This is a genomic window from Corynebacterium sp. MSK218 (assembly GCF_030232655.1).
In the GTDB taxonomy this organism is placed as follows: Bacteria; Actinomycetota; Actinomycetes; order Mycobacteriales; family Mycobacteriaceae; genus Corynebacterium.
Window position 1 is genome coordinate 13,699 of the sequence record NZ_JASPGN010000013.1, and the last position, 19,227, is coordinate 32,925.

Annotated in this window: 19 protein-coding genes; 10 read left to right on the top strand and 9 right to left on the bottom strand. The window is 58.8% G+C overall.

The features are described 5' to 3' along the window. The first annotated feature begins 83 nt into the window (after positions 1-83). From QP922_RS10385 to QP922_RS12945, 4 genes are all read left to right on the top strand, one after another. A complete protein-coding gene (locus QP922_RS10385) occupies positions 84-617 on the top strand; it encodes a YceI family protein (RefSeq protein WP_284809371.1) in 534 nt (177 codons plus the stop codon). Positions 618-885: 268 nt separating this feature from the next. Then, the gene (locus QP922_RS10390) at positions 886-2,598 is read left to right on the top strand and encodes an RNA/DNA-binding domain-containing protein (protein WP_284809372.1); all 1,713 of its coding nucleotides are present in this window, start codon (positions 886-888) and stop codon (positions 2,596-2,598) included. A 43-nt stretch (positions 2,599-2,641) separates the two neighbouring features. Then, on the top strand, positions 2,642-5,152 hold the full coding sequence (gene pepN, locus QP922_RS10395; protein WP_284809373.1) for an aminopeptidase N: 2,511 nt from the start codon (positions 2,642-2,644) through the stop codon (positions 5,150-5,152). 89 nt (positions 5,153-5,241) lie between these two features. Beyond that, positions 5,242-5,427 carry a type IIL restriction-modification enzyme MmeI gene (locus QP922_RS12945; RefSeq protein ID WP_350309358.1) on the top strand — a complete coding sequence of 62 codons (186 nt, stop codon included), beginning with the start codon at positions 5,242-5,244 and terminating at the stop codon, positions 5,425-5,427. A gap of 56 nt (positions 5,428-5,483) precedes the next feature. Here QP922_RS12945 and QP922_RS10400 read toward each other — a convergent pair whose 3' ends face one another. After that, positions 5,484-6,458 carry an NAD-dependent epimerase/dehydratase family protein gene (locus QP922_RS10400; protein WP_284809374.1) on the bottom strand — a complete coding sequence of 325 codons (975 nt, stop codon included), beginning with the start codon at positions 6,456-6,458 and terminating at the stop codon, positions 5,484-5,486. Between the two features lie 306 nt (positions 6,459-6,764). Here QP922_RS10400 and QP922_RS10405 point away from each other — a divergent pair, with 306 nt between their 5' ends. From QP922_RS10405 to QP922_RS10425, 5 genes are all read left to right on the top strand, one after another. Beyond that, positions 6,765-7,307, top strand: coding sequence for an RNA polymerase sigma factor (locus QP922_RS10405; RefSeq protein ID WP_284809375.1), 543 nt, complete (start codon positions 6,765-6,767; stop codon positions 7,305-7,307). Positions 7,308-7,395: 88 nt separating this feature from the next. Beyond that, complete coding sequence (gene trxB / locus QP922_RS10410) at positions 7,396-8,322, top strand: thioredoxin-disulfide reductase (protein ID WP_284809376.1); 927 nt, start codon at positions 7,396-7,398, stop codon at positions 8,320-8,322. Positions 8,323-8,329: 7 nt separating this feature from the next. Beyond that, positions 8,330-8,653 carry a thioredoxin gene (trxA, locus tag QP922_RS10415; protein ID WP_070669482.1) on the top strand — a complete coding sequence of 108 codons (324 nt, stop codon included), beginning with the start codon at positions 8,330-8,332 and terminating at the stop codon, positions 8,651-8,653. Between the two features lie 66 nt (positions 8,654-8,719). Next, complete coding sequence (locus QP922_RS10420) at positions 8,720-9,904, top strand: N-acetylmuramoyl-L-alanine amidase (protein WP_284809378.1); 1,185 nt, start codon at positions 8,720-8,722, stop codon at positions 9,902-9,904. Positions 9,905-10,323: 419 nt separating this feature from the next. Continuing rightward, on the top strand, positions 10,324-10,905 hold the full coding sequence (locus QP922_RS10425; protein WP_284809379.1) for a hypothetical protein: 582 nt from the start codon (positions 10,324-10,326) through the stop codon (positions 10,903-10,905). 404 nt (positions 10,906-11,309) lie between these two features. Here the strand turns inward: QP922_RS10425 and QP922_RS10430 are convergent, their stop codons facing one another. Genes QP922_RS10430 through rpmH form a run of 8 tightly spaced genes read right to left on the bottom strand, consistent with a single transcriptional unit; the run spans position 11,310 to position 16,249 of the window. Beyond that, on the bottom strand, positions 11,310-11,885 hold the full coding sequence (locus tag QP922_RS10430; RefSeq protein ID WP_284809380.1) for a hypothetical protein: 576 nt from the start codon (positions 11,883-11,885) through the stop codon (positions 11,310-11,312). Positions 11,886-11,894: 9 nt separating this feature from the next. Beyond that, positions 11,895-12,950: a ParB/RepB/Spo0J family partition protein gene (locus QP922_RS10435; protein ID WP_284809381.1), complete on the bottom strand. Its 1,056-nt coding sequence runs from the start codon at positions 12,948-12,950 to the stop codon at positions 11,895-11,897. Between the two features lie 9 nt (positions 12,951-12,959). Further along, a complete protein-coding gene (locus QP922_RS10440) occupies positions 12,960-13,808 on the bottom strand; it encodes a ParA family protein (RefSeq protein ID WP_070521927.1) in 849 nt (282 codons plus the stop codon). 10 nt (positions 13,809-13,818) lie between these two features. Beyond that, positions 13,819-14,448 (bottom strand): 16S rRNA (guanine(527)-N(7))-methyltransferase RsmG, encoded by a 630-nt coding sequence (gene rsmG / locus QP922_RS10445; protein ID WP_070524939.1) that lies wholly within the window; start codon positions 14,446-14,448, stop codon positions 13,819-13,821. A gap of 23 nt (positions 14,449-14,471) precedes the next feature. Then, complete coding sequence (yidC, locus tag QP922_RS10450; protein ID WP_070533594.1) at positions 14,472-15,458, bottom strand: membrane protein insertase YidC; 987 nt, start codon at positions 15,456-15,458, stop codon at positions 14,472-14,474. Between the two features lie 9 nt (positions 15,459-15,467). Continuing rightward, positions 15,468-15,746 carry a membrane protein insertion efficiency factor YidD gene (gene yidD / locus QP922_RS10455; protein WP_070444526.1) on the bottom strand — a complete coding sequence of 93 codons (279 nt, stop codon included), beginning with the start codon at positions 15,744-15,746 and terminating at the stop codon, positions 15,468-15,470. Then, positions 15,734-16,102, bottom strand: a complete 369-nt coding sequence (rnpA, locus tag QP922_RS10460; protein ID WP_193633909.1) for a ribonuclease P protein component — start codon at positions 16,100-16,102, stop codon at positions 15,734-15,736. The genes yidD and rnpA overlap by 13 nt, the downstream gene beginning before the upstream one ends. Before the next feature lie 3 nt (positions 16,103-16,105). Next, positions 16,106-16,249 carry a 50S ribosomal protein L34 gene (rpmH, locus tag QP922_RS10465; protein ID WP_003847033.1) on the bottom strand — a complete coding sequence of 48 codons (144 nt, stop codon included), beginning with the start codon at positions 16,247-16,249 and terminating at the stop codon, positions 16,106-16,108. A 799-nt stretch (positions 16,250-17,048) separates the two neighbouring features. Here rpmH and dnaA point away from each other — a divergent pair. After that, complete coding sequence (gene dnaA / locus QP922_RS10470; RefSeq protein WP_144014694.1) at positions 17,049-18,680, top strand: chromosomal replication initiator protein DnaA; 1,632 nt, start codon at positions 17,049-17,051, stop codon at positions 18,678-18,680. Positions 18,681-19,227 lie beyond the last annotated feature (547 nt).

Genomic DNA, 19,227 nt, shown 5'->3' on the forward strand with positions numbered 1-19,227 from the left:
GATGGAAAAGAACCCTTGACAGCTGAGCGAAGGGGCGTACAATTCTTGTTGTCACGTCAACATTATTATGAAATGAGGAACCCATGACCATCCCTGCAGGAACCTACGCACTGGACCCATCCCACACCACCATTGGCTTTGTTGCTCGCCACGCCATGATCACCAAGGTGCGCGGCAACTTCACTGAGTTCGAGGGCACCCTGAAGGTAGGGGAGAACATTAACGAGTCCGCAGCTACCGCCACCGTCAAGACGGCGTCCATCGATACCAACAACGCCGACCGCGATGCGCACGTGAAGAACGAGGACTTCTTCGACGTGGAGAAGTACCCGGAGATGACCTTCACCGCTACCGACTTCAACGTGAACGAGCAGGGTGAGGGCACCGTCACCGGTGACCTCACCATCAAAGACACCACCAAGTCCGTTGACTTCAAGGTAGAAGAGGCCGGCGTGGCCGAGGATCCCTTCGGCAACACCCGCCTGGGCTTCGAGGCCAAGACCTCTATTAACCGCACCGACTTCGGCATTGACTTCAACGCCCCGCTGAAGACCGGCGGCGTACTGGTCTCCGAGGAGATCAAGATCGAGCTCGAGGTCTCTGCCATCAAGCAGTAAGCCATCAAGCGCGATACCTCGCCTTGAGACGTAGTTTTTAGTTGTTGCCCGTAGTGCCCATTCCGGTACTGCGGGCAACAACTTTTTAACAACAAGAGGCACGGCAATGGAGTAATAAACAACTCTGAAACAACTCCCAAACAACTTGAACAACGTTCTGGCCTGCATATTCTAGAATATTTCTGCGCCAGAAGCTGCCATATTAGCCATTAGTTGTTTATTAGTTGTTGCGGAGTTGTTTGAAACAACTCTGCTACACTACGGGGCCATGAGAGAGGACGAACTCGACTTCATCATCCAGGCACTGCGCTCGATTGAAGCCGGCGCAACCGCCGATAGCCTGGAATCCGAAATTCTCGATTTTAAAGAGGATCCCGCCGTCCACCCACGAAATCGCAATCCAGACGCGTCCCTTGTTGAATTCCTCATCGATGAAGCCGTGTGCTTTTCCAATGCCGATAACGGGAACGCTTTCATTGTGCTTGGAGTCGCAGACAAGAAGTCTGGACCAGAGGCATTTACAGGCACCCAGCGCGAATTGGACTGGCTCATAAGAAAGATCTTCGAAGGAACACAGCCCAACATCCACGTCGAAGCAGAAGAACTGGAGTGGTGCGGAGCCCGGCTCATCGTCTTGCGCGTTCCCCGTGGCATCACGCTGTATCAGCGCCCAAAGGGACAGGCAAGCAAGCGGGTTGGCACTCGCTGCGTACCCCTCACCGAGCATCAACGCCGCGCACTCTTTTTTGAACGTGCCAACCCGGATTACACCGCTCACCCCTCCCGTCGAGGACTTGAGGAACTCGATATGACGGCCGTCGATCAGGCCCGACACCTCCTAGCCCAAGCGAGGGCAATGTCCGGTTCCCAAGAACCTGTTCCCGCAACAGCCCGCGAACTTTTGGGAGAACTAGGGCTGCTCGATGGCTCACAAAACCCCACATACGCGGCCGAAATCCTTTTCATGCCTCCGGTATCCCAGCAGGTTACAGTTCGACACCTCCTCCGTCTTGTCCCTGGCGGTGAGCCGAGAACAACGGAAATCTCTGCACCCCTCATCACCACATACTTGCGGTTGAAAGAGCTAGTTCGAGTCAATGCCCAGCAAGAAGTGGAGCGCATCGCACTTGCCACGGGTCAAGAAGTATCGATCAAGGCTTTCCCAGACACCGCTGTCGACGAGCTTGTCTCTAATGCCTTAGCCCATCGCGACTGGGACGCGTCGGCTGCGGTAGTCATCGATCAATCTCCCATAGCCTTCTCTGTATGGTCTCCCGGTGGTCTTCCCACAGGTGTACAACGCGATCGGGTTCTCACAACACAATCCATTCCCCGAAACCCCCGCCTTATGACGGCGTTAAGGATGCTGGGGTTAGCAGAGGAGTCCTCCCGCGGATTCGACCGCATGTGGGCATCCATGCTGTCGAGTGGTCGCCATATTCCGGAGCTTCGCGCAGAGGAATCCTTCGTCGAAGTTATTTTGTCCTCTGGGCGCGTTGACACCACGTTTGTTAAGGCCTTGACCGAACTCAAAGGCGCTTTCGGCGCTGAGCCTTTCGACAGCGTCAATGGCCTCATCATTGCCCGTCACCTTATGGACAACCAGATCCTGCTGTGCCACACTGCTGCCCAACTCATGCAAGTCAGCGAAGATCAGGCTGCGGATACCCTTCGGTGGTATGAGAGCCTCGGTTTCGTAGAACAACTACGGGAAGCGCGAGAGTGGATACTTACCACCAAGGCCCGATCGCTGATGGGGCTTCACATAGAAGGACACATTGCAGCGACCTCCGTTCAGGATTGGATCCTGGCTCAACTCAAAGAAGGAGCTGCACTGACCACGCGCGAAATCGCCGAAGAACTGGGAGTAGACCGGGCAATTGTCACGGGAATACTGCGTCACCTGCGGACTATAGGCCAAGCGCGCATCGATCCTGATGGCCCACAGCGCGGGCCCAACACACGGTGGGTTCTTTCCTGACCGCCCTGTGATGCGCACCGCAGCGGAGTTTAAGATGTAGCGCATGACTACCGCAAACCTCACCCACGCAGAAGCCACCGCCCGCAGCGCCGCGCTGCGTTTGAGCACCTACGAGCTGCACCTCGATGTCACGAGCGCGCCCACCGACGCCGACTCTTACGAGGTCACCTCGCGCATTAGCTTCACCACCACCGAGCCCAAAACCTTCGTGGATTACTTGGGCAAGGCCGTGCATGCAGTGCGCGTCAATGGCGAAGAGGTGGAAAACACCTTCGACGGCGGACGGGTCTACCTGAGCAATCTTCCAGTAGGGGAGGAGCTCACCGTGGAGATCACCGGCTCCTCCTATTACTCACGCACCGGCCAGGGCCTGCACCGCATGCACGACCAAGCCGATGACACCACGTACCTCTACTCGCACCTCGAGCCATCTGATGCGCGCCGCATCTTCCCCTGCTTTGACCAGCCGGACCTCAAAGCCAGCTACGAGGTGCACCTCACCGGCCCGGAAGGCTGGCAGCTCCTCAGCAACCAGCCGGAGGTTGGCCGCGAGAAAACGGATAGAGGGGAAGTAGCGCACTTCGCGCCGACCCCGTTGCTGTCAACGTATCTGACGGCGTTTGCGGCGGGGCCGTACGTCGAGAAGCACAGCACCTGGACCGCACCCGATGAGTCCTTGGAAGTGGAGCTGCGCGCCTTTGCCCGCGCCTCCATGGCGGAGCACCTGGATGATGAAATCCTGCAGGTCACAGCACAAGGCATGGACTTCTTCCACAACAACTATGGCTACCCCTACCCGTGGGGAAAGTACGATTCCATCTTCGTGCCGGAATACAACCTGGGTGCGATGGAGAACCCCGGCCTGGTGACCTTTACGGAGCATTACCTGTACCGTTCCGCCGCTACCCGCGCGCAGCATGCCGGGCGCACGAACACCATCCTGCACGAGATGTCCCACATGTGGTTCGGTGACCTGGTCACCCCGCAGTGGTGGGATGACCTGTGGCTCAAGGAGTCCTTCGCGGAGTTCATGGGTGCGGATTCCTCGGTGCATGCCACCGAGTACACCGAGGCGTGGGTCAACTTCGCCGGCCAGCGCAAGAACTGGGCCTACCTGCAGGATCAGCTGCCCACCACGCATCCCATCAAGGCCGAGATCCCAGACGTCGATGCCGCGCGCCAGAACTTCGACGGCATTACTTATGCCAAAGGCGCGGCGGTGCTCAAGCAGCTGGTGCACTACGTCGGCCGCGAGAACTTCTACGCCGGCGCGCGCGACTACTTCCAGGAGCATGCCTTCGGTGCCGCGACCTTCGAGGATCTGCTCAAGGCGTTGAAGAAGCACACCGACCGTGACCTCGACGCTTGGTCCACAGCCTGGCTGCGCACGTGGGGCCCGGACACGCTCACCCCGGAGCTGCACACGGACGGAGATAAGATTCACGAGCTCGCCATCACGGTCGACGCCGAGGACACCACACGCCCGCACCGCCTCAACGTGGCGCTGTTCGATGACTCCCTGAACAAGTACGCCACCCTCGACGTGGACCTGGAAGGCGAGCGCACCATCCTCGACGAGGTATCCGGCCTCCAGGCCCCAGCGTTACTGCTGCTTAACGACGGCGACCACACCTACGCCAAGGTCCGCTTCGACGAGACCTCCCTGGAGACCATCCGCACCCGGCTTTCCGAGGTGCCCGATGAGCTCTCCCGCGCGGTCATCTGGACTTCCTTATGGAACCTCACCCGCGATGCCGAGTGGCCGGTGCGCTCCTACCTCGACACCGTGCTCAACCACGCCCCGGCGGAGTCCAACCCGACGCTTCTGACCACTGCTTTTGCCAATGCCGGCTATGCCATCGACCATTTCGTGAGCGAGGAGGCGCGCGAGGAGATTCGCGCCGACTATGCCGAGCGCCTGTGGGAGGTTCTGGAGCAGGCCCCGGCAGGCTCCGACGCGCAGCTCACCTTCGCCCGCGCCGCCATCCAGGCGCTCGCGGCTACCCCGGAGGAGTCCGGCACGCAGCGCCTGCGCGCGCTTCTCGACGGATCCCTCGACGGCCTCGCCCTCGACCCGGACATTCGCTGGGCCATCCTGCGCGCGCTGGCCGCCCGCGATGCCGTCAGCACCGAAGAGCTGGAGGCTGAGAAGGAGCGCGATAACACGCTCACCGGTGCCGCCGCCTTCCTCGGCGCCTCCCACGCCTTCCCGTCAGTGGAGGTCAAGCGGGAGGTCTTCGACCTCGTGCGCACGCCGGGTAAGTACTCCAACGCCGAGGTGGATTCCCTCCTCGCTGCCTTTAACGCCCCGCGCTCGGCCCACCTCACCGAGGCCTTTGCTCAAGAGTATTTCGATTCTCTAGCAAAGCTGTGGGAGGAGCACCCCATCGAGATTGCCAACCGCCTGGTGCGCGGCCTCTACCCTGACGTTAAGTTTGCCGACTCCGCCACGAGCGACTTCTTGGCGACCGAGCGCCCACGTGCGCTGCGCCGCGTGCTGCTGGAATGCCAGGACGCCCTGCGCCGAGCGGCCCACGTCCGTGCCGTGCAATAAATAACTATTCGATGCGCAATTGCGGAATCTACAACGAAATACCGCTAAAACAGACAACATATGGAGGTGCACAGAAACACATATAGGTTCTGCGGGCACGCGAGCGACACCCCGAGCGGTCACTCGCGGAGCACTACACCCCGTTAGCGATGGACCCAATTCTGCTCAATGCTCACGACGAATTGGACCGAGAAGTACATAAAGCTTCGGTGCGGCACGCAAACTCACCAACGAGCGCCAGCGCCGCAGATCTTGGTACTCTGGAACCAAGGTGAAATGTGAACCACGGGGACCACGGTCCCGACTGCAACTAAAACTGTTCCTGCCGAAACTAAATACCATTTTCTAACCGCTGGCGAAGCACGACTTCCTCTTCATCGCTGAGTCCAGCAAGTCTTTCGCCCTGTCGTTCTTCTTCGAATCGCAGCGCATCCGCCAATGTCTCCTTCAACGGACGAATCCGCAGGCCAGCTTCGTAGGCTGCGGCGCAATCGAGTAGCGCGATGTTGCGAAACTGTTCACCTGGTACCCACAACGGCAACGAATTTGAGCCCATCCACGGGGTTACATCACAAGCGAGAAGCAGTTCATCGGAAAAAGGTCGCGCTGCAGCCTTCGATGCGGTTAACTCACGTGAAATCTTGAACACATCGGACAAGGAAGTAGCAAAGCCCGTGGCGTTAAAGGTTCCGAAAGTCCCAGCTTCTGCAGACTCAACTATCCAGTCTGCAAGGTCTTTCACATCAATCATAGCGACGGGAAACGCTGGGTCTGGGACGATAACGTTCTCACCCGTGGGATGCGCGAAGCGCCACGGGTAGTAACCACTGCGCCCTGTTTCGTCACCGTAGCCGGCGATCAGACCGGGTCGAACTACCATTACCGACCGTTTTGTCCTGTGATATATCGTTTCGCAAGCAGACTTTGCGGCTGGGTACTGCCCCATGTTCTCCATGTAGTCATTTTCAAGCGGAGCGACTACGGAATCAGACTCAGAAGAAATACTTCCCTGATCCTCATATACGCTGCTCGAGGACACAAATATACGATGCTTGGCCTGGAGTTTCGCCGCCGCATCCCGCGCATGCTTCGGCTGACTCGTCAGATCCACAATGGTGTCCCAAGTTTTCCCCGCAACCTCATCGTACGCACCGTCACGGTCACGGTCCGAACTCACAAAGTCAGCTCCGTTGGGAACCTTCCCGTTACCCCGTGCAAGGCAAGTAACTTCATGTCCTCGCTCGACTGCTGCAGCCGCTATGTGTCCTCCAAGGAAACCGGTACCACCGAGCAATAAAAAGTTCATGTCACTAGTTGTACACGAAACCTTCTCACACGTGACCAGTCTTAATCCCAAGATCCAGATGCCAGAGCAGAGTTACCCCACCATCTGCCAGAGCTTCTTATTCGGCTAACCTACACATTGAACTTGAATTCCACGCAGTAAGCATCCTACTTACTGCATTGCGAAGCGGAAGCTTCGCGTAGCGGACAGAAGAATCTTCCCGTAGACTCGCAGACACATTAACGGGGGGACAATCACACACCAGCAGGCTGCGGCCGGGGCATGTGGTGACCCGTTTGTCATCTGTAGTTTCCGGGGGGATTCTTCTTGTCAGCTCAGCCGACCGATCGTGAACTCGTCGACGCCTTCATTGGCGGAGATACCAAGGCCTTTTCGGCAATCGTCGAGAAGCATCGCGCGCGCCTGACCGCCATGGCGCGGCGCTACACACGCAACGATGATGATGCGCAGGATATCGTGCAGGAGGCGTTGCTCAAAGCCAGCTGCAATATGCAGTCCTACCGGCATGATGCCGCACTGAGCACGTGGCTGCACCGCCTAGTGATGAACTCCGGATATGACTTCCTCAACCACCGCTCCAACCGGGAAAATGCCTCGCTGGATGCGGAGATTATTGAGGATGACCGCAATTACGCCCTCGCGCACAATCCCAGCGAGCACCTCGCGGAACGCATCACGGTGGCCCAAGCCATGCAGACCTTGCGCGAGGACCAGCGCGAAGCGCTGTACCTGACTGACGTCGCCGGCTATCCCATAGATACGGTGGCCAAGGTCCAAGGCGTGGCTCCTGGCACGGTGAAATCGCGGCGTGCCCGGGCCCGACAGGTTCTGCGTGCGGCGATAGACTAGGCCCGAGTACAATCTCAGTGTCCTTTGCGCCTTATGCGCGGGCATGATCAGATTCTCTACAGGAATTGTCGTCTCAAGGGAGTTTTTAGTGACTATCCACGATGTTGCCATCGTCGGCTCCGGCCCCGCCGGCTACACCGCAGCCCTCTATGCTGCGCGTGCTGAGCTCAAGCCCATCGTTTTCGAAGGATTTGAATACGGCGGCGAGCTCATGAACACCACCGAGGTGGAGAACTATCCGGGCTTCCAGAAGGGCATCATGGGTCCAGAGCTCATGGAGGAAATGCGCGCCCAGGCTATTCGCTTCGGTGCAGACCTGCGCATGGAAGTTGTGGACTCCATCGAGCTCGACGGAGACGTGAAGAAGCTGCACGTCGGTGACGAAGTCTTTGAGGCCCGCACGGTCATCCTGGCCACCGGTGCCGCTCCGCGCTACCTGGGCATTCCGGGCGAATCCGAGTTGGCCGGCCGCGGCGTCTCCGCATGTGCCACCTGCGATGGTTTCTTCTTCAAGGGCCACAACATTGCCGTCGTCGGCGGTGGCGATTCCGCCATGGAGGAGGCCACCTTCCTCACCAAGTTCGCCGAAACCGTCACTATTATTCACCGCTCGGAGAACTTCCGCGCCTCCAAGATCATGCTGGAGCGCGCCAAGGACAACGAGCAGATTAAGTGGCTTACCAACACCACCGTAGAGCGCGTCCTGGAGAAGGACGGCAAGGTCGGTGGCCTTGAGGTCAAGAATGTACTGACTGGTGAGACCAGCGAGCTTGATGTCACCGCGATGTTCGTGGCCATTGGCCACGAGCCGCGCTCCGGATTCCTCAACGGCCAGGTCGAAACCAATGAGGCGGGCTACGTTGTGGTGGAGCAGCCTTCCACCAAGACCTCGCTGCCGGGTGTCTTCGCCTGTGGTGACCTCGTGGATGACCACTACCAGCAGGCCATCACCGCCGCGGGCTCCGGCTGCCGCGCGGCCATCGATGCGGAACATTTCCTCGCCGATAACCGTTAGTAATCACATGAGCAACATTAAGAACGTCACTACTGATTCCTTCCGCGCAGACGTCGTGGAGGCAGGCAAACCCGTCGTCGTTGACTTCTGGGCCGAATGGTGTGGGCCGTGCAAGAAGCTATCCCCAATCCTCGAAGAAGTCGCCGAAGAGTTGGGCGATGACGTCTCCGTGGTCAAGGTCAACGTGGACGAGGAACGCACCCTGGGTGCCATGTTCCAGATCATGTCCATCCCGTCTGTGCTGATCTTCAACAACGGCGAGAAGGTGGATGAGTTCGTTGGCCTGCGTTCCAAGGCTGACATCGTGGCACAAGTGAAGAAACAGCTCTAACTGGTATTCTTTAACTCGTTGACGGCGCACCAAGGTGCGCCCACCTTGATCACGAAAGGGGTAGGTGTGAACCGCGTTCTACGGGTTGGTGACCAGAGTGTTCGGGTCGCCGAAGCACGCGCAACCCTTGCCCGCCTCGGTCTTATGACGGACTACCAGGGGACGTTGTCCGACTGGAAGAAGCAGAAATACTCCGAAACCGATAAGCAGTTTGACGCTGACCTCTCCCAAGTCCTCAAGGCCTTCCAACAGTCGCGCGGTATTGTGCCCAGCGGTGACATCGATGAGCTGACACTGCGCGAGCTGCGCCAAGCCTCATATTCCTTGGGCGCCCGCGTTCTGGCCTACGAGCCGGGCAACCTGCAGGTGGGCGATGACGTCGCCCAACTTCAGGAACAGCTGCAGGAGCTCGGCTTCTACCAGGAACGCATTGATGGCCATTTTGGGCCGGCTACCTACGCCGCCTTGGCGGAATACCAGCTCAACTGTGGCCTGCGTAATGACGGCATCTGTGGCCCAGCCACCATTAACGCGCTCAGCCTTTTGGGCCGCCGCATCACCGGTGGTTCGGCACACAATATCCAGGAGCGTGAGCGCGTGCGCAACGCCGGCCCGAAGCTGGCTGGCAAGCGCGTCGTCATCGACCCGAGCCTCGGCGGCTTCAACACCGGCCGCACGGTCAAAGGCCGCTATGGCGACATCACAGAAGAGGAAATCCTCTGGGATCTCGCTGAGCGCGTCGCCGGCCGCATGATTGCCGCCGGCATGGAGACCATCATCTCCCGTCCGCGTACTGACGATCCCTCCGTACGCGACCGCGCTGGCCTAGCCAACGCCTTCGACGCCGACTTTGTCATTTCCCTTGCCTGCGATGAGTACCCCACGGAGAAAGCCAACGGCGTGGCCACCTTCTACTTCGGCTCGGAGTCTGGCAACTCCTCCCTCATTGGCGAGACACTCTCCGGTTTCATCCAGCGTGAGATCGTCGCACGCACTGAGCTGGGAAATTGCCGCAACCACGGTCGCACGTGGGCGCTGCTGCGACTGACACAGATGCCGGTCGTACAGGTGGTGCTGGGATACCTCACCAGCCCCAAGGACGTGGCTATCCTCACCAACCCGGATTGCCGCGATGACATCGCCGAGGCCATCGTCGTTGCCGTCAAGCGCCTGTATCTCCTCGATGACGACACCGCCGTGACCGGCACGTACCGCTTCGACGAACTCCTGCGCGCGGAGCGATCTTCTTGAGAAGTGGGGCAACGGTACGTGGCTCCACAAAAACAAGAATTCCTGCACAATATAGGTCTCTACTGTTCTGGCTCTCCGCCATTCCAAATATCTAACTCGCCCCACTCAGCGGGGAACCCCATATCTTTCTCAGGACTTATGCCTTCGATGGTTGGAAAGTCCGCCATCACAGTGTCAACTTGCGGCGCCAGCTTTCTCCATCTCCGATGGACAACAAAACATATGCGATCAGAGCAAGTGTGGGATAGATTTTATTGAAATTTGCGCCGGATTCACTGGCACGGTCTTTGGCACCTTCTTCTCTTTATACACAGACAACGGCTGTCTAGTTCCCTGGTGGCTGTTTTCTGACCACAGCGATCGTGGCTTGCATCCCGCCATATGGAGGTTGTCTTTGAAGGCTAGGCTACAATTTCAGGGTGGAATCACAGCTAGTCGCCTACATCGATGAGTCCTCCGCCCTTAGACCCCCAGACCGGCAGGAGTACATGGTGTGTGCAGCCATCATCGATTCTCAAGACTTGGAAAAAATACGCGAGGAGCTGCGTCCACTACGACTTCCTGGCCAGGTCAAACTTCACTGGACCGACGAACGTAATAGCCGACGCCGAAAAATCGTGGACACCCTTTCTGAGATCGACTCCATGCAAGCGATCATCACCCACCGGAGTGAAGTGAGCAAGAAGACGGAGAGGCACCGCAGGAAATGCTTGGAGCAGATGTACTTCGAGCTCTCCGAGATGCACGTCCACAACGTCACTTTGGAAAGCCGGCAAGAAGTACAAAACAGACGAGACGTCGCCCATATAGTTGCCCTGCAGGGCCAGGGACAAAGTGCTGGCATCCGACTGCGACACGTACGCGGTGGCGATGATCCCCTGCTCTGGATTCCAGATGCCGTTCTGGGAGCACTGAACTCCGTCCATCTAGGGGAAGAGCAGTACTGGGAGAAGCTGCACGAGAAAGTGGTCCTCAAACGTCCCACCCCGGATTCCCTCTAGAGGCAGGCGAAGACCCTGGGTCCAGTCGTCCGGCTGGGGTCCCAGGGTCTTCTTCCGATCCTGTCGTAACAGGTGGCAATAACACTAGGGTAGCACCATTTGGCACCATTTGGCACCGATAGGCCCCTTCCGTTTCCTTAGCTGGATCGGCGGCCTCATCCTGGTTTCCTGACCAAATCCACATCGACCAAGCCGAACGCAGCGGGTGTTAGGACCACGGATTTAGTAACGCCGTGGTGAGCAAGCAGTAACGCCCGGGTGAGTATTGAGTAACACCCGGGCGTTGATTTTGGGGAACTATTCTGTGTTGGTTTCTAGGCGCATGCTGGGGTTTAATAACATCGTGCAACAGTGAGAATGAACTTCCGGGCCTGTTCATTGAATAGGTCTTTGAAGCCTAGGCCCTACGCCAGGGCGCGGGCGAGGAGATCCTCCACCGCGGCAGCGGTGAGCAAATCAAAAGCAGGGGGCAGCTCAAGGCGCAGGCGTGGCGTAATGGGGTGATCCTGCACCACCATGAAGCCAGCTGACTCCAGGGTTTCCACTGGAAGCAGGCCAATGCGACCGGGTTTGTCGCGCAACAAGTCCTCGGCCTGGCGGGCATCGCGGTAACCGAATGCTTCCAGCGCGGTAGCATCGCGGGAGGTGAGGTGCATTATTGTGGCGTCGAGAAGCACAGCTTCCAAGCCCTTCGCCGCGCGCTCCGACTTCACAAACAAAGAAGACACCAACACGGCGTCCTCAGAAACCGGGGAGGTGGGCAGCTTAGCCGCACCGGGGGCAAGCTCCGGTGGGCAAAAGAAGACGGTAGCCTCATCGCCCACGGTAAAACCGCACTCACCGTAGCTCAGCAAGGTAGCGCTCAGCCACGCTTCCTTCTCAAAGGCGGGATCAGCGACCGTGGTCTTCATTTCCCAGAAAATGGATCGGGCCGCCAAGGGGTTGATGGCAACACCTTCCTTGACGGCCTCAATAAGCATGATTGGGAGCTAGCTGCTTTCGTTTCCCTCAATGAGAGCCAAGATACGCTCGAAGTCTTCTTGGTCACCAAACTCTACGACCATCTTGCCCTTGCGCTTGCCCATGGTGACGGTGACCTTGGTGTCGAAGCGATCGGCAAGGCGCTCAGCGGAGTCAGTGAAGAACTGCGGCTGTGGGGCGGCCTGCTTCTTCGTAGGCTCGGCCGGTTTACCTTCACGTTTGTACAGGGTGACGGCTTCCTCCGTGGCGCGCACAGACAGGCCTTCGGCCACGATGCGGTTCGCAATGAGCTCCATGGCTTCTGCATCCGGCAAGCCCAGCAGCGCGCGGGCATGACCGCCGGACAAGGTGCCGGCAGCGACGCGTTTTTGTACGTTGACTGGCAGCTTGAGCAGGCGGATCATGTTGGTGACCTGGGGGCGGGAGCGGCCGATGCGATCAGCAAGCTCGTTCTGGGTCACGTCGAATTCTTCCAACAGCTGCTGGTAGGCGTGGGCCTCTTCCAGCGGGTTGAGCTGCACGCGGTGGATGTTCTCCAGCAGGGCATCACGCAGGAGGTCATCGTCCTTGGTGTCGCGGACGATAGCCGGGATAGTGGCCAGACCTGCCTTAGAGGAGGCGCGCCAGCGGCGTTCACCCATAATGAGCTCGAAGCCGCCTTCCTCGGAGGGGCGGACTACAACTGGCTGCAGGAGACCGAACTCCTTGATGGAGTGCACCAGTTCTGCCAGTTCGTCCTCGTCAAAGACGGTACGCGGCTGCTTCGGGTTAGGGAGGATGTCACCGACGGAAATCTCGCGGTAAGTCGCGCCAATGACAGAAGGTTTAGCCTGGCGCTTCTTTGAGCCGGAAGACTGCTGAATGGTCGGAGCGCCCTGGACCTTCTTCGTGCCGGCGTCCTTTGGTGTGCCGGCGGAGGCACCGAGAATGATGTCCGCGGCGGAATCGCCCAAGTGGGGCTTGCGGGATGGAGCACCCGGGCCGGACGGAATGAGCGCAGCCAAGCCCTTGCCCAGACCACCCTGACGCTGTTCCGGCTTCTGCTCTGCCTTCTTGTTTGCCATCCGTTGCTCCTATCCTTCCAGTTCCGCGAAAATCTCCGGGCTCACGCCAATAGCACCTGTGGTGGGGTGCGGCGTGTAATCACCGCGCTTGTCCAGCTCGCGTGCAGCGGCGGCGTAGGCGCGGGCGCCTGTCGACGACGGGTCATAAGCGATAACCGTCTTACCATAACCCGGCGCCTCCGAAACGCGAACGGAGCGCGGGATGACGTTGCCCAAAACGACGGCGCCGAACTGCTCGCGCACTTCATTGGCCACCTGCTCTGCCAGCTTGGTGCGGGCGTCGAACATGGTGAGCAGCACGCCGGAGATGTGCAGATCCTCGTTGAGGTGCTCACGGATCATGGAGATATTGCCCAGCAGCTGGCCCACGCCCTCCAGGGCGTAGTACTCGCACTGAATGGGAATAATGACCTCTTCTGCGCACGTCATCGCATTGATGGTGAGCAAGCCTAGAGACGGTGGGCAGTCAATAAAAACGTACTCAAAGCCATGCTCTTCGAGGAAGCCGTTGTGCAGGGCGTCATACAGGCGAAACTCGCGGCGAACCAGGGAGACCATTTCAATCTCCGCGCCGGCGAGGTCGATGGTGGCGGGGATACAGTAGAGGTTTTCATCGTCGGGGGAGTGCTGCATCGCATCCTCCGCGCTGCAGTCACCCAACAAAACCTCATAGCTAGATTTGGTGCCGGAGGTGTGCTCCGCGCCCACCGCGGTGGAGGCATTGCCCTGCGGGTCCAAGTCGATCACCAGGACCTTCTTGCCGGCCTCAGCGAGCGCGGCGGCAAGGTTGACGGCGGAGGTGGTTTTACCCACGCCGCCCTTCTGGTTCGCGATGGTGATAAGACGAGGATGAGTCATGCCGTCTACTTTAGTTCACGCGCGGGACACGGATAATGGTGGTGCCGTGGATGGTCATGACCTCGGCTTTTCCGCCACCGGCGCGCTTGATGTCGGCTGCGTCGCGCTCCAGCTCCTCGTGCACCGAGGAGCCCTTGAGAGCGATCATCTCTCCGCCCTTGCGAACCAGCGGCAGGGACCACTTGGCCAGCTTGCCCAACGGGGCCACCGCGCGGGAGGTCACAATGTCCGCGCCCTTGACGGCCTTCTTCACCGGGCCTTCCTCGGCGCGGCCGCGGATGACGGTGACGTTATCGAGGCCCAGCAGGTCGACGACCTCGTTGAGGTAAGTGGAGCGCTTCAGTAGCGGCTCGATGAGAGTGATCTTCAGGTCGGGACGTGCGATGGCGAGCGGGATGCCGGGCAAGCCGGCGCCACTACCGACGTCGATAAGTGTGGCGCCCTGCGGCATTACCTCCGCGACCACGGCGCAGTTAATGAGGTGGCGCTCCCACAGGCGCGGGACCTCGCGGGGGCCTATAAAACCACGGGTGGACCCATCCGTAGCCAGCGAATCGTGGTATTTCTGCGCGAGCGGCAGACGCGATCCGAAGACGTCAGACGGGTCCAGTGGCACAGTGTCGGACACAGATTCAGTCACTGTGAAAACTCCTGGGTTACGTTCTAGTTGTTCTTGCGACGCTGCTTCTTAGAGCGGTGATCCTTCTTGCGTGCGCCCGGCTTCGGGGCAGAAGTGCGCTTGAGCTCAGCCTTGGCGGCTGCCTCTTCTTCTTCCTCGCGGTCCATCTTGGCGTAGACGATGCGAGTTTGGAAGAAGGTCCACACGGTGTTGGCCAGCATGTAGAAGAGCAGGCCGATGGGCCAGATGAAGCCGGAGAACACCAGCATTGCCGGCATAAACCACAGCATCATCTTGTTCATCATGGCCATCTGCTGCTGCATCATCTCCGCATTTTGGCCCTGCGGGGTAGCGGTCTTGCCGGCTGCGCGGCGAGCCTCCTGGCGGTTCAACGTCATGCGGGCGTTGAAGTGGGTCAGCGTCGCAATGATGGCGATGAGCGGCACGATGATGAAGGCCGCCTGTGCGGTGGTGGTTTCCTTAACAATCTCCAGGCCGGAGTTGAGGCGCAGGTTGGCCACGAGCGGGACACCGAAAATCTTGGCGTCTACGAACTGCTTCACCAGCTCAGGTTTGAAGATGTAGTTCGCAATGGAGGCGTTCATCTCCTCTGACATGGCTTCACCCGCCGGGTGCCCAATGCCACCGGCGACGGCAACAGTGCGGTCAAAGGAGCGCAGCACGTGGAACAGACCAATGAACATGGGGATCTGCGCGAACATCGGCAGGCAGCCCGCCACCGGACGAACGCCGGCTTCCTTGTAGATGCGCTGCATCTCTTGGGCAGCCTTGGTCTGGTCATTGGCGTACTTGGTGCGCAGTTCCTGAATTTGCGGCTGGATCTCCTGCATCTTGCGTGAAGAGCGCAGCTGCGTGATCGTCGGCTTGACCATGATGGCCTTGAGCGTCCATGTCAGAAGAACGATGGCGATGATCCAGGTTCCGCCCCATGCGGAATCAAGGACGAAGCTCAAGAGCCAATGCCAGAACCACAGGACGGCTGAAATTGGCCAATAAATGAAATTAAGCACGAGAGTTGTTTACCTCAGTTGTTGTTTGGTCGGTACCGGATCAAACCCGCCCGGGTGCCAGGGACCGCACTTGCATAACCTGGCGAGGGCCATGCCCGTCCCCTTGAAGGCTCCATGGATGGAGATGGCTTCGAGGGCATAGGCACTGCACGTCGGTTCAAAACGACAGGTGGAGACCATCTTAAGGCCTGACAAGTGCTTTTGGTAGAAGCGCACCCCGTGAACTAGGACTCTCCCGAACCCGCGGGCTTCAGGAATTTCCTCTCCTTGAGAGTTCAGATATCCCATGTGCTTAGCGCTTTGCGGATATCACGCTCAAGGCGCTCACTGGTGGCACAACCGCTAGCGGGCAAGGCGCGGATAACAATGTCAACATTGGCGGGCAATACTGTCCCGTTGACGCCTTCGCGCATGAGGGACATGCACACATGACGAAGCCGCCGGGAGGTGCGGTGGCGAACCACGGCATTCCCGACGGCCTTCGACACGATGAGGCCGAACCGCGGCCCAGTGGCCGCGATGTCGTCTTCACCGTCGTTAAAGCGCAAATGCACGACGACAGTGCGCGTGCCCGCCCGGCGCCCGCCCTTGATGGTCCTCCGAAATTGCCTCGGGGACGTGAGCTTGTGCTGGGCTGGAAGCATGAATTAAGCGGTGAGCTTAGCGCGACCCTTCTTGCGACGAGCGGCGACGATGGCGCGGCCGGCGCGGGTGCTCATGCGGGTACGGAAGCCGTGCTTACGAGCGCGACGACGGTTGTTCGGCTGGAAGGTACGCTTACCCTTTGCCACGATTAACTCCTTGAAGTTGTTGGTGGATGGCACAGCCACACGCCGGTGAGGGCGGTGGGCATAAACATCCACTGATGAATGGTGTACGTGGGGATGTGGCTTCGCACGTGAAGCGCCGTGAGGCGTGGCGAGGCATTCCCACATGCAACATGTGCACCATGCACTGTTGCGATAGACCATCACAGGTTACGTGACAGATAGTGCGCGAAACAAATCGACACACTGGGTGTCCCCGAAATTACAAAGATGTTTTTATCCGCAGCTAGAACGCCACTTTTTGCCCACATGCTGCGCGGCAAGCGCCCCCTCTCGCCGTTCTTGCGCCGCGCTTGGCGCCACCGTGCCGAGCGCGCATAAAAGTGCGTTAGACAGCGCCCCCATAACGCGGTACAACTGAGGAATCGAATTCCACAGTCACCCACAGGGTGTGGATAACTCTCAATGAAGACTTGAGACTTTCGCTGTTTATGCAGGTTAACTGCATTGAGGAGCCGATGTACAGTTATCCACAGCTATGAGATAGGCTGTGGATAAACCACCTATCCACACTTGTGGATAACTTTGTGGATTCCGAGGTTACGCACCAAAACATCGTGTGGAATCTTCGGTGGAAATTACAACTTCATGTGATTTCTCATCCTGTATCTCTCCTCATCCATCCGTCCATCCCCGATCCCCAACCCACAGTCACGCAGTAAATACTCAGCTCCCAAGGCCTCTTCTTCAGGGAACCGAGTAGGTGTGGCCGGCCCCGGCCGATGACACCGCGTGAACTGTAACTACACAGAAGGTAGGCGTTTTGTCTGATCCGCAAGCAGCCCTCCGGGCCAGCTGGAAAGCTGTGGTCAGTGATTTACTGGCTCAGTCCGAACAACCAAGTTCGGACGTACCCAATTTCTCCCATAGCCAGCGCCTCAATCTTCAACTTGTAGAACCCATCATGATCGGTGATGGCTACGCGCTGATCGCCGCTCCGCACGAGAACGCCAAGAATGTCATCGAGGCCGAGCTGGGGGAGTACATCACCCGCACCTTGTCGCAGCATATGGGGCGCCCTTGTTCTTTGGCCGTGACCATTGCGGCGCCGCCGCAGCCGGCTCACGAAGAAGCGCCAGAAGCGCCCGCACCCCAGCGCCCCATCCAAACCGAGGCGCCCGAGCACGGCATGGGGCACCAGGCACAGGGTTTCCAGCAACCCATGCCGCCCACTCCACCTACTCAGCCAGAGACGCCAAGCCACCATCAACCGCGCTCCTGGGACACCGCGCATTCTCCGGCCAGCTTGGATGAGTTGGCGCAGCACTACAGCGATCAGCAAAGCAGCGTTCCGAACGGCTACCCCGAGGCAACCGGGCCGCGCATCCCGCGCGAGGAACCGGCGCACAACCCGAACCGCGAAAAGTCCCTCAACCCGAAGCACACTTTTGAAAACTTCGTCATCGGGTCCTCCAACCGTTTTGCCAACGGCGCCGCCGTGGCCGTGGCCGAAAACCCCGCCCGCGCCTATAACCCTCTCTTCATTTGGGGCGGCTCCGGCTTGGGCAAAACCCACCTTTTGCACGCGGCCGGTAATTACGCCCAGGTCCTGCATCCGGGCCTGCGCGTGAAGTACGTCTCCTCGGAGGAATTTACCAACGACTACATCAATTCCCTGCGTGATGACCGCCAGGAATCCTTCAAGCGCCGCTACCGCAACCTGGACATCCTCATGGTCGATGACATCCAGTTTCTAGAGGGCAAGGAGTCCACGCAGGAGGAGTTCTTCCACACCTTCAATGCGCTGCACCAGGCCAATAAACAGATCATTTTGTCCTCCGACCGCCCGCCGAAACAGCTGACCACGCTGGAGGATCGCCTGCGCACACGCTTCGAGGGAGGTCTGATTACGGATATTCAGCCGCCAGACCTGGAAACGCGCATCGCCATCCTCATGAAGAAGGCCTCCGCGGACGGGACCGACGTCGATCGCTCGGTCCTCGAGCTCATCGCCTCTCGCTTCGAATCCTCGATCCGCGAGCTGGAGGGCGCGCTCATCCGTGTTTCTGCGTATTCTTCCCTGGTCAATGAACCGATCAGTTTGGAGATGGCGGAGATTGCCCTGCACGATCTGGCCCCGGATTCTGCGGATCGCCAGATCACCGCAGCGGCCATCATCGAGGTCACAGCGGATTACTTCGACATCGACGTGGATACCCTGCGCGGTTCTGGTAAGAAGCGCGCCGTCGCCCACGCCCGCCAGCTGGCCATGTATCTGTGCCGCGAGCTCACAGAGCTTTCCCTGCCGAAGATTGGTGATCAATTCGGCGGCAAGGACCACACCACCGTCATCTATGCGGACCGCAAGATCCGTAAGGAGATGACTGAGAACCGCAACACGTACGACGAGATCCAGGCCCTAACCCAACGCGTGAAGAACCACAACCAGCGTTAACACCACGCAGCGCTTGGCGACGCCCCTGCCCTCCTCCCGCAACAACCATTCCGCGGGCGTGGGTAGGGGCGTCTTTGCGATCCACCCAAAAGTTATCCACACCGTTATTCACAGCTGTGTAATTTCATTGTTGTAATTTGTAGATCCTCATCACGTTTTCTTCTTCCACAGCAGATCAGAAGGGTCATCGCCCTTGTGATTAACCCTGTGATCAGCGCAGACAGATCTGGGGATGAATTGTGGATAACTTTGACCCCGCCCCAGTTACTCACATTTCTTGTCATTTGATCACAGTGATCCCACACCCTGACTCACAGATCGTTTCACCGCGAAGAGCTTGGCTTTTAGCGGGTTGTCCACAGATCCCACAGCGCTTATTACTACTCCTATTTTGTTTTCTCCCTAACCAAGAAGAAAAAGGATGTGTGTGATTCGTCGGCGCCCTGCACGGTCGCGCGCTTGGATCGCAAAGCAGGGAAGGTGAATGACAAAATCCTGTGCTTCGGCACCGATCCTGTAAGTTGGAGTGAGCTTGCAAGAATCTTCC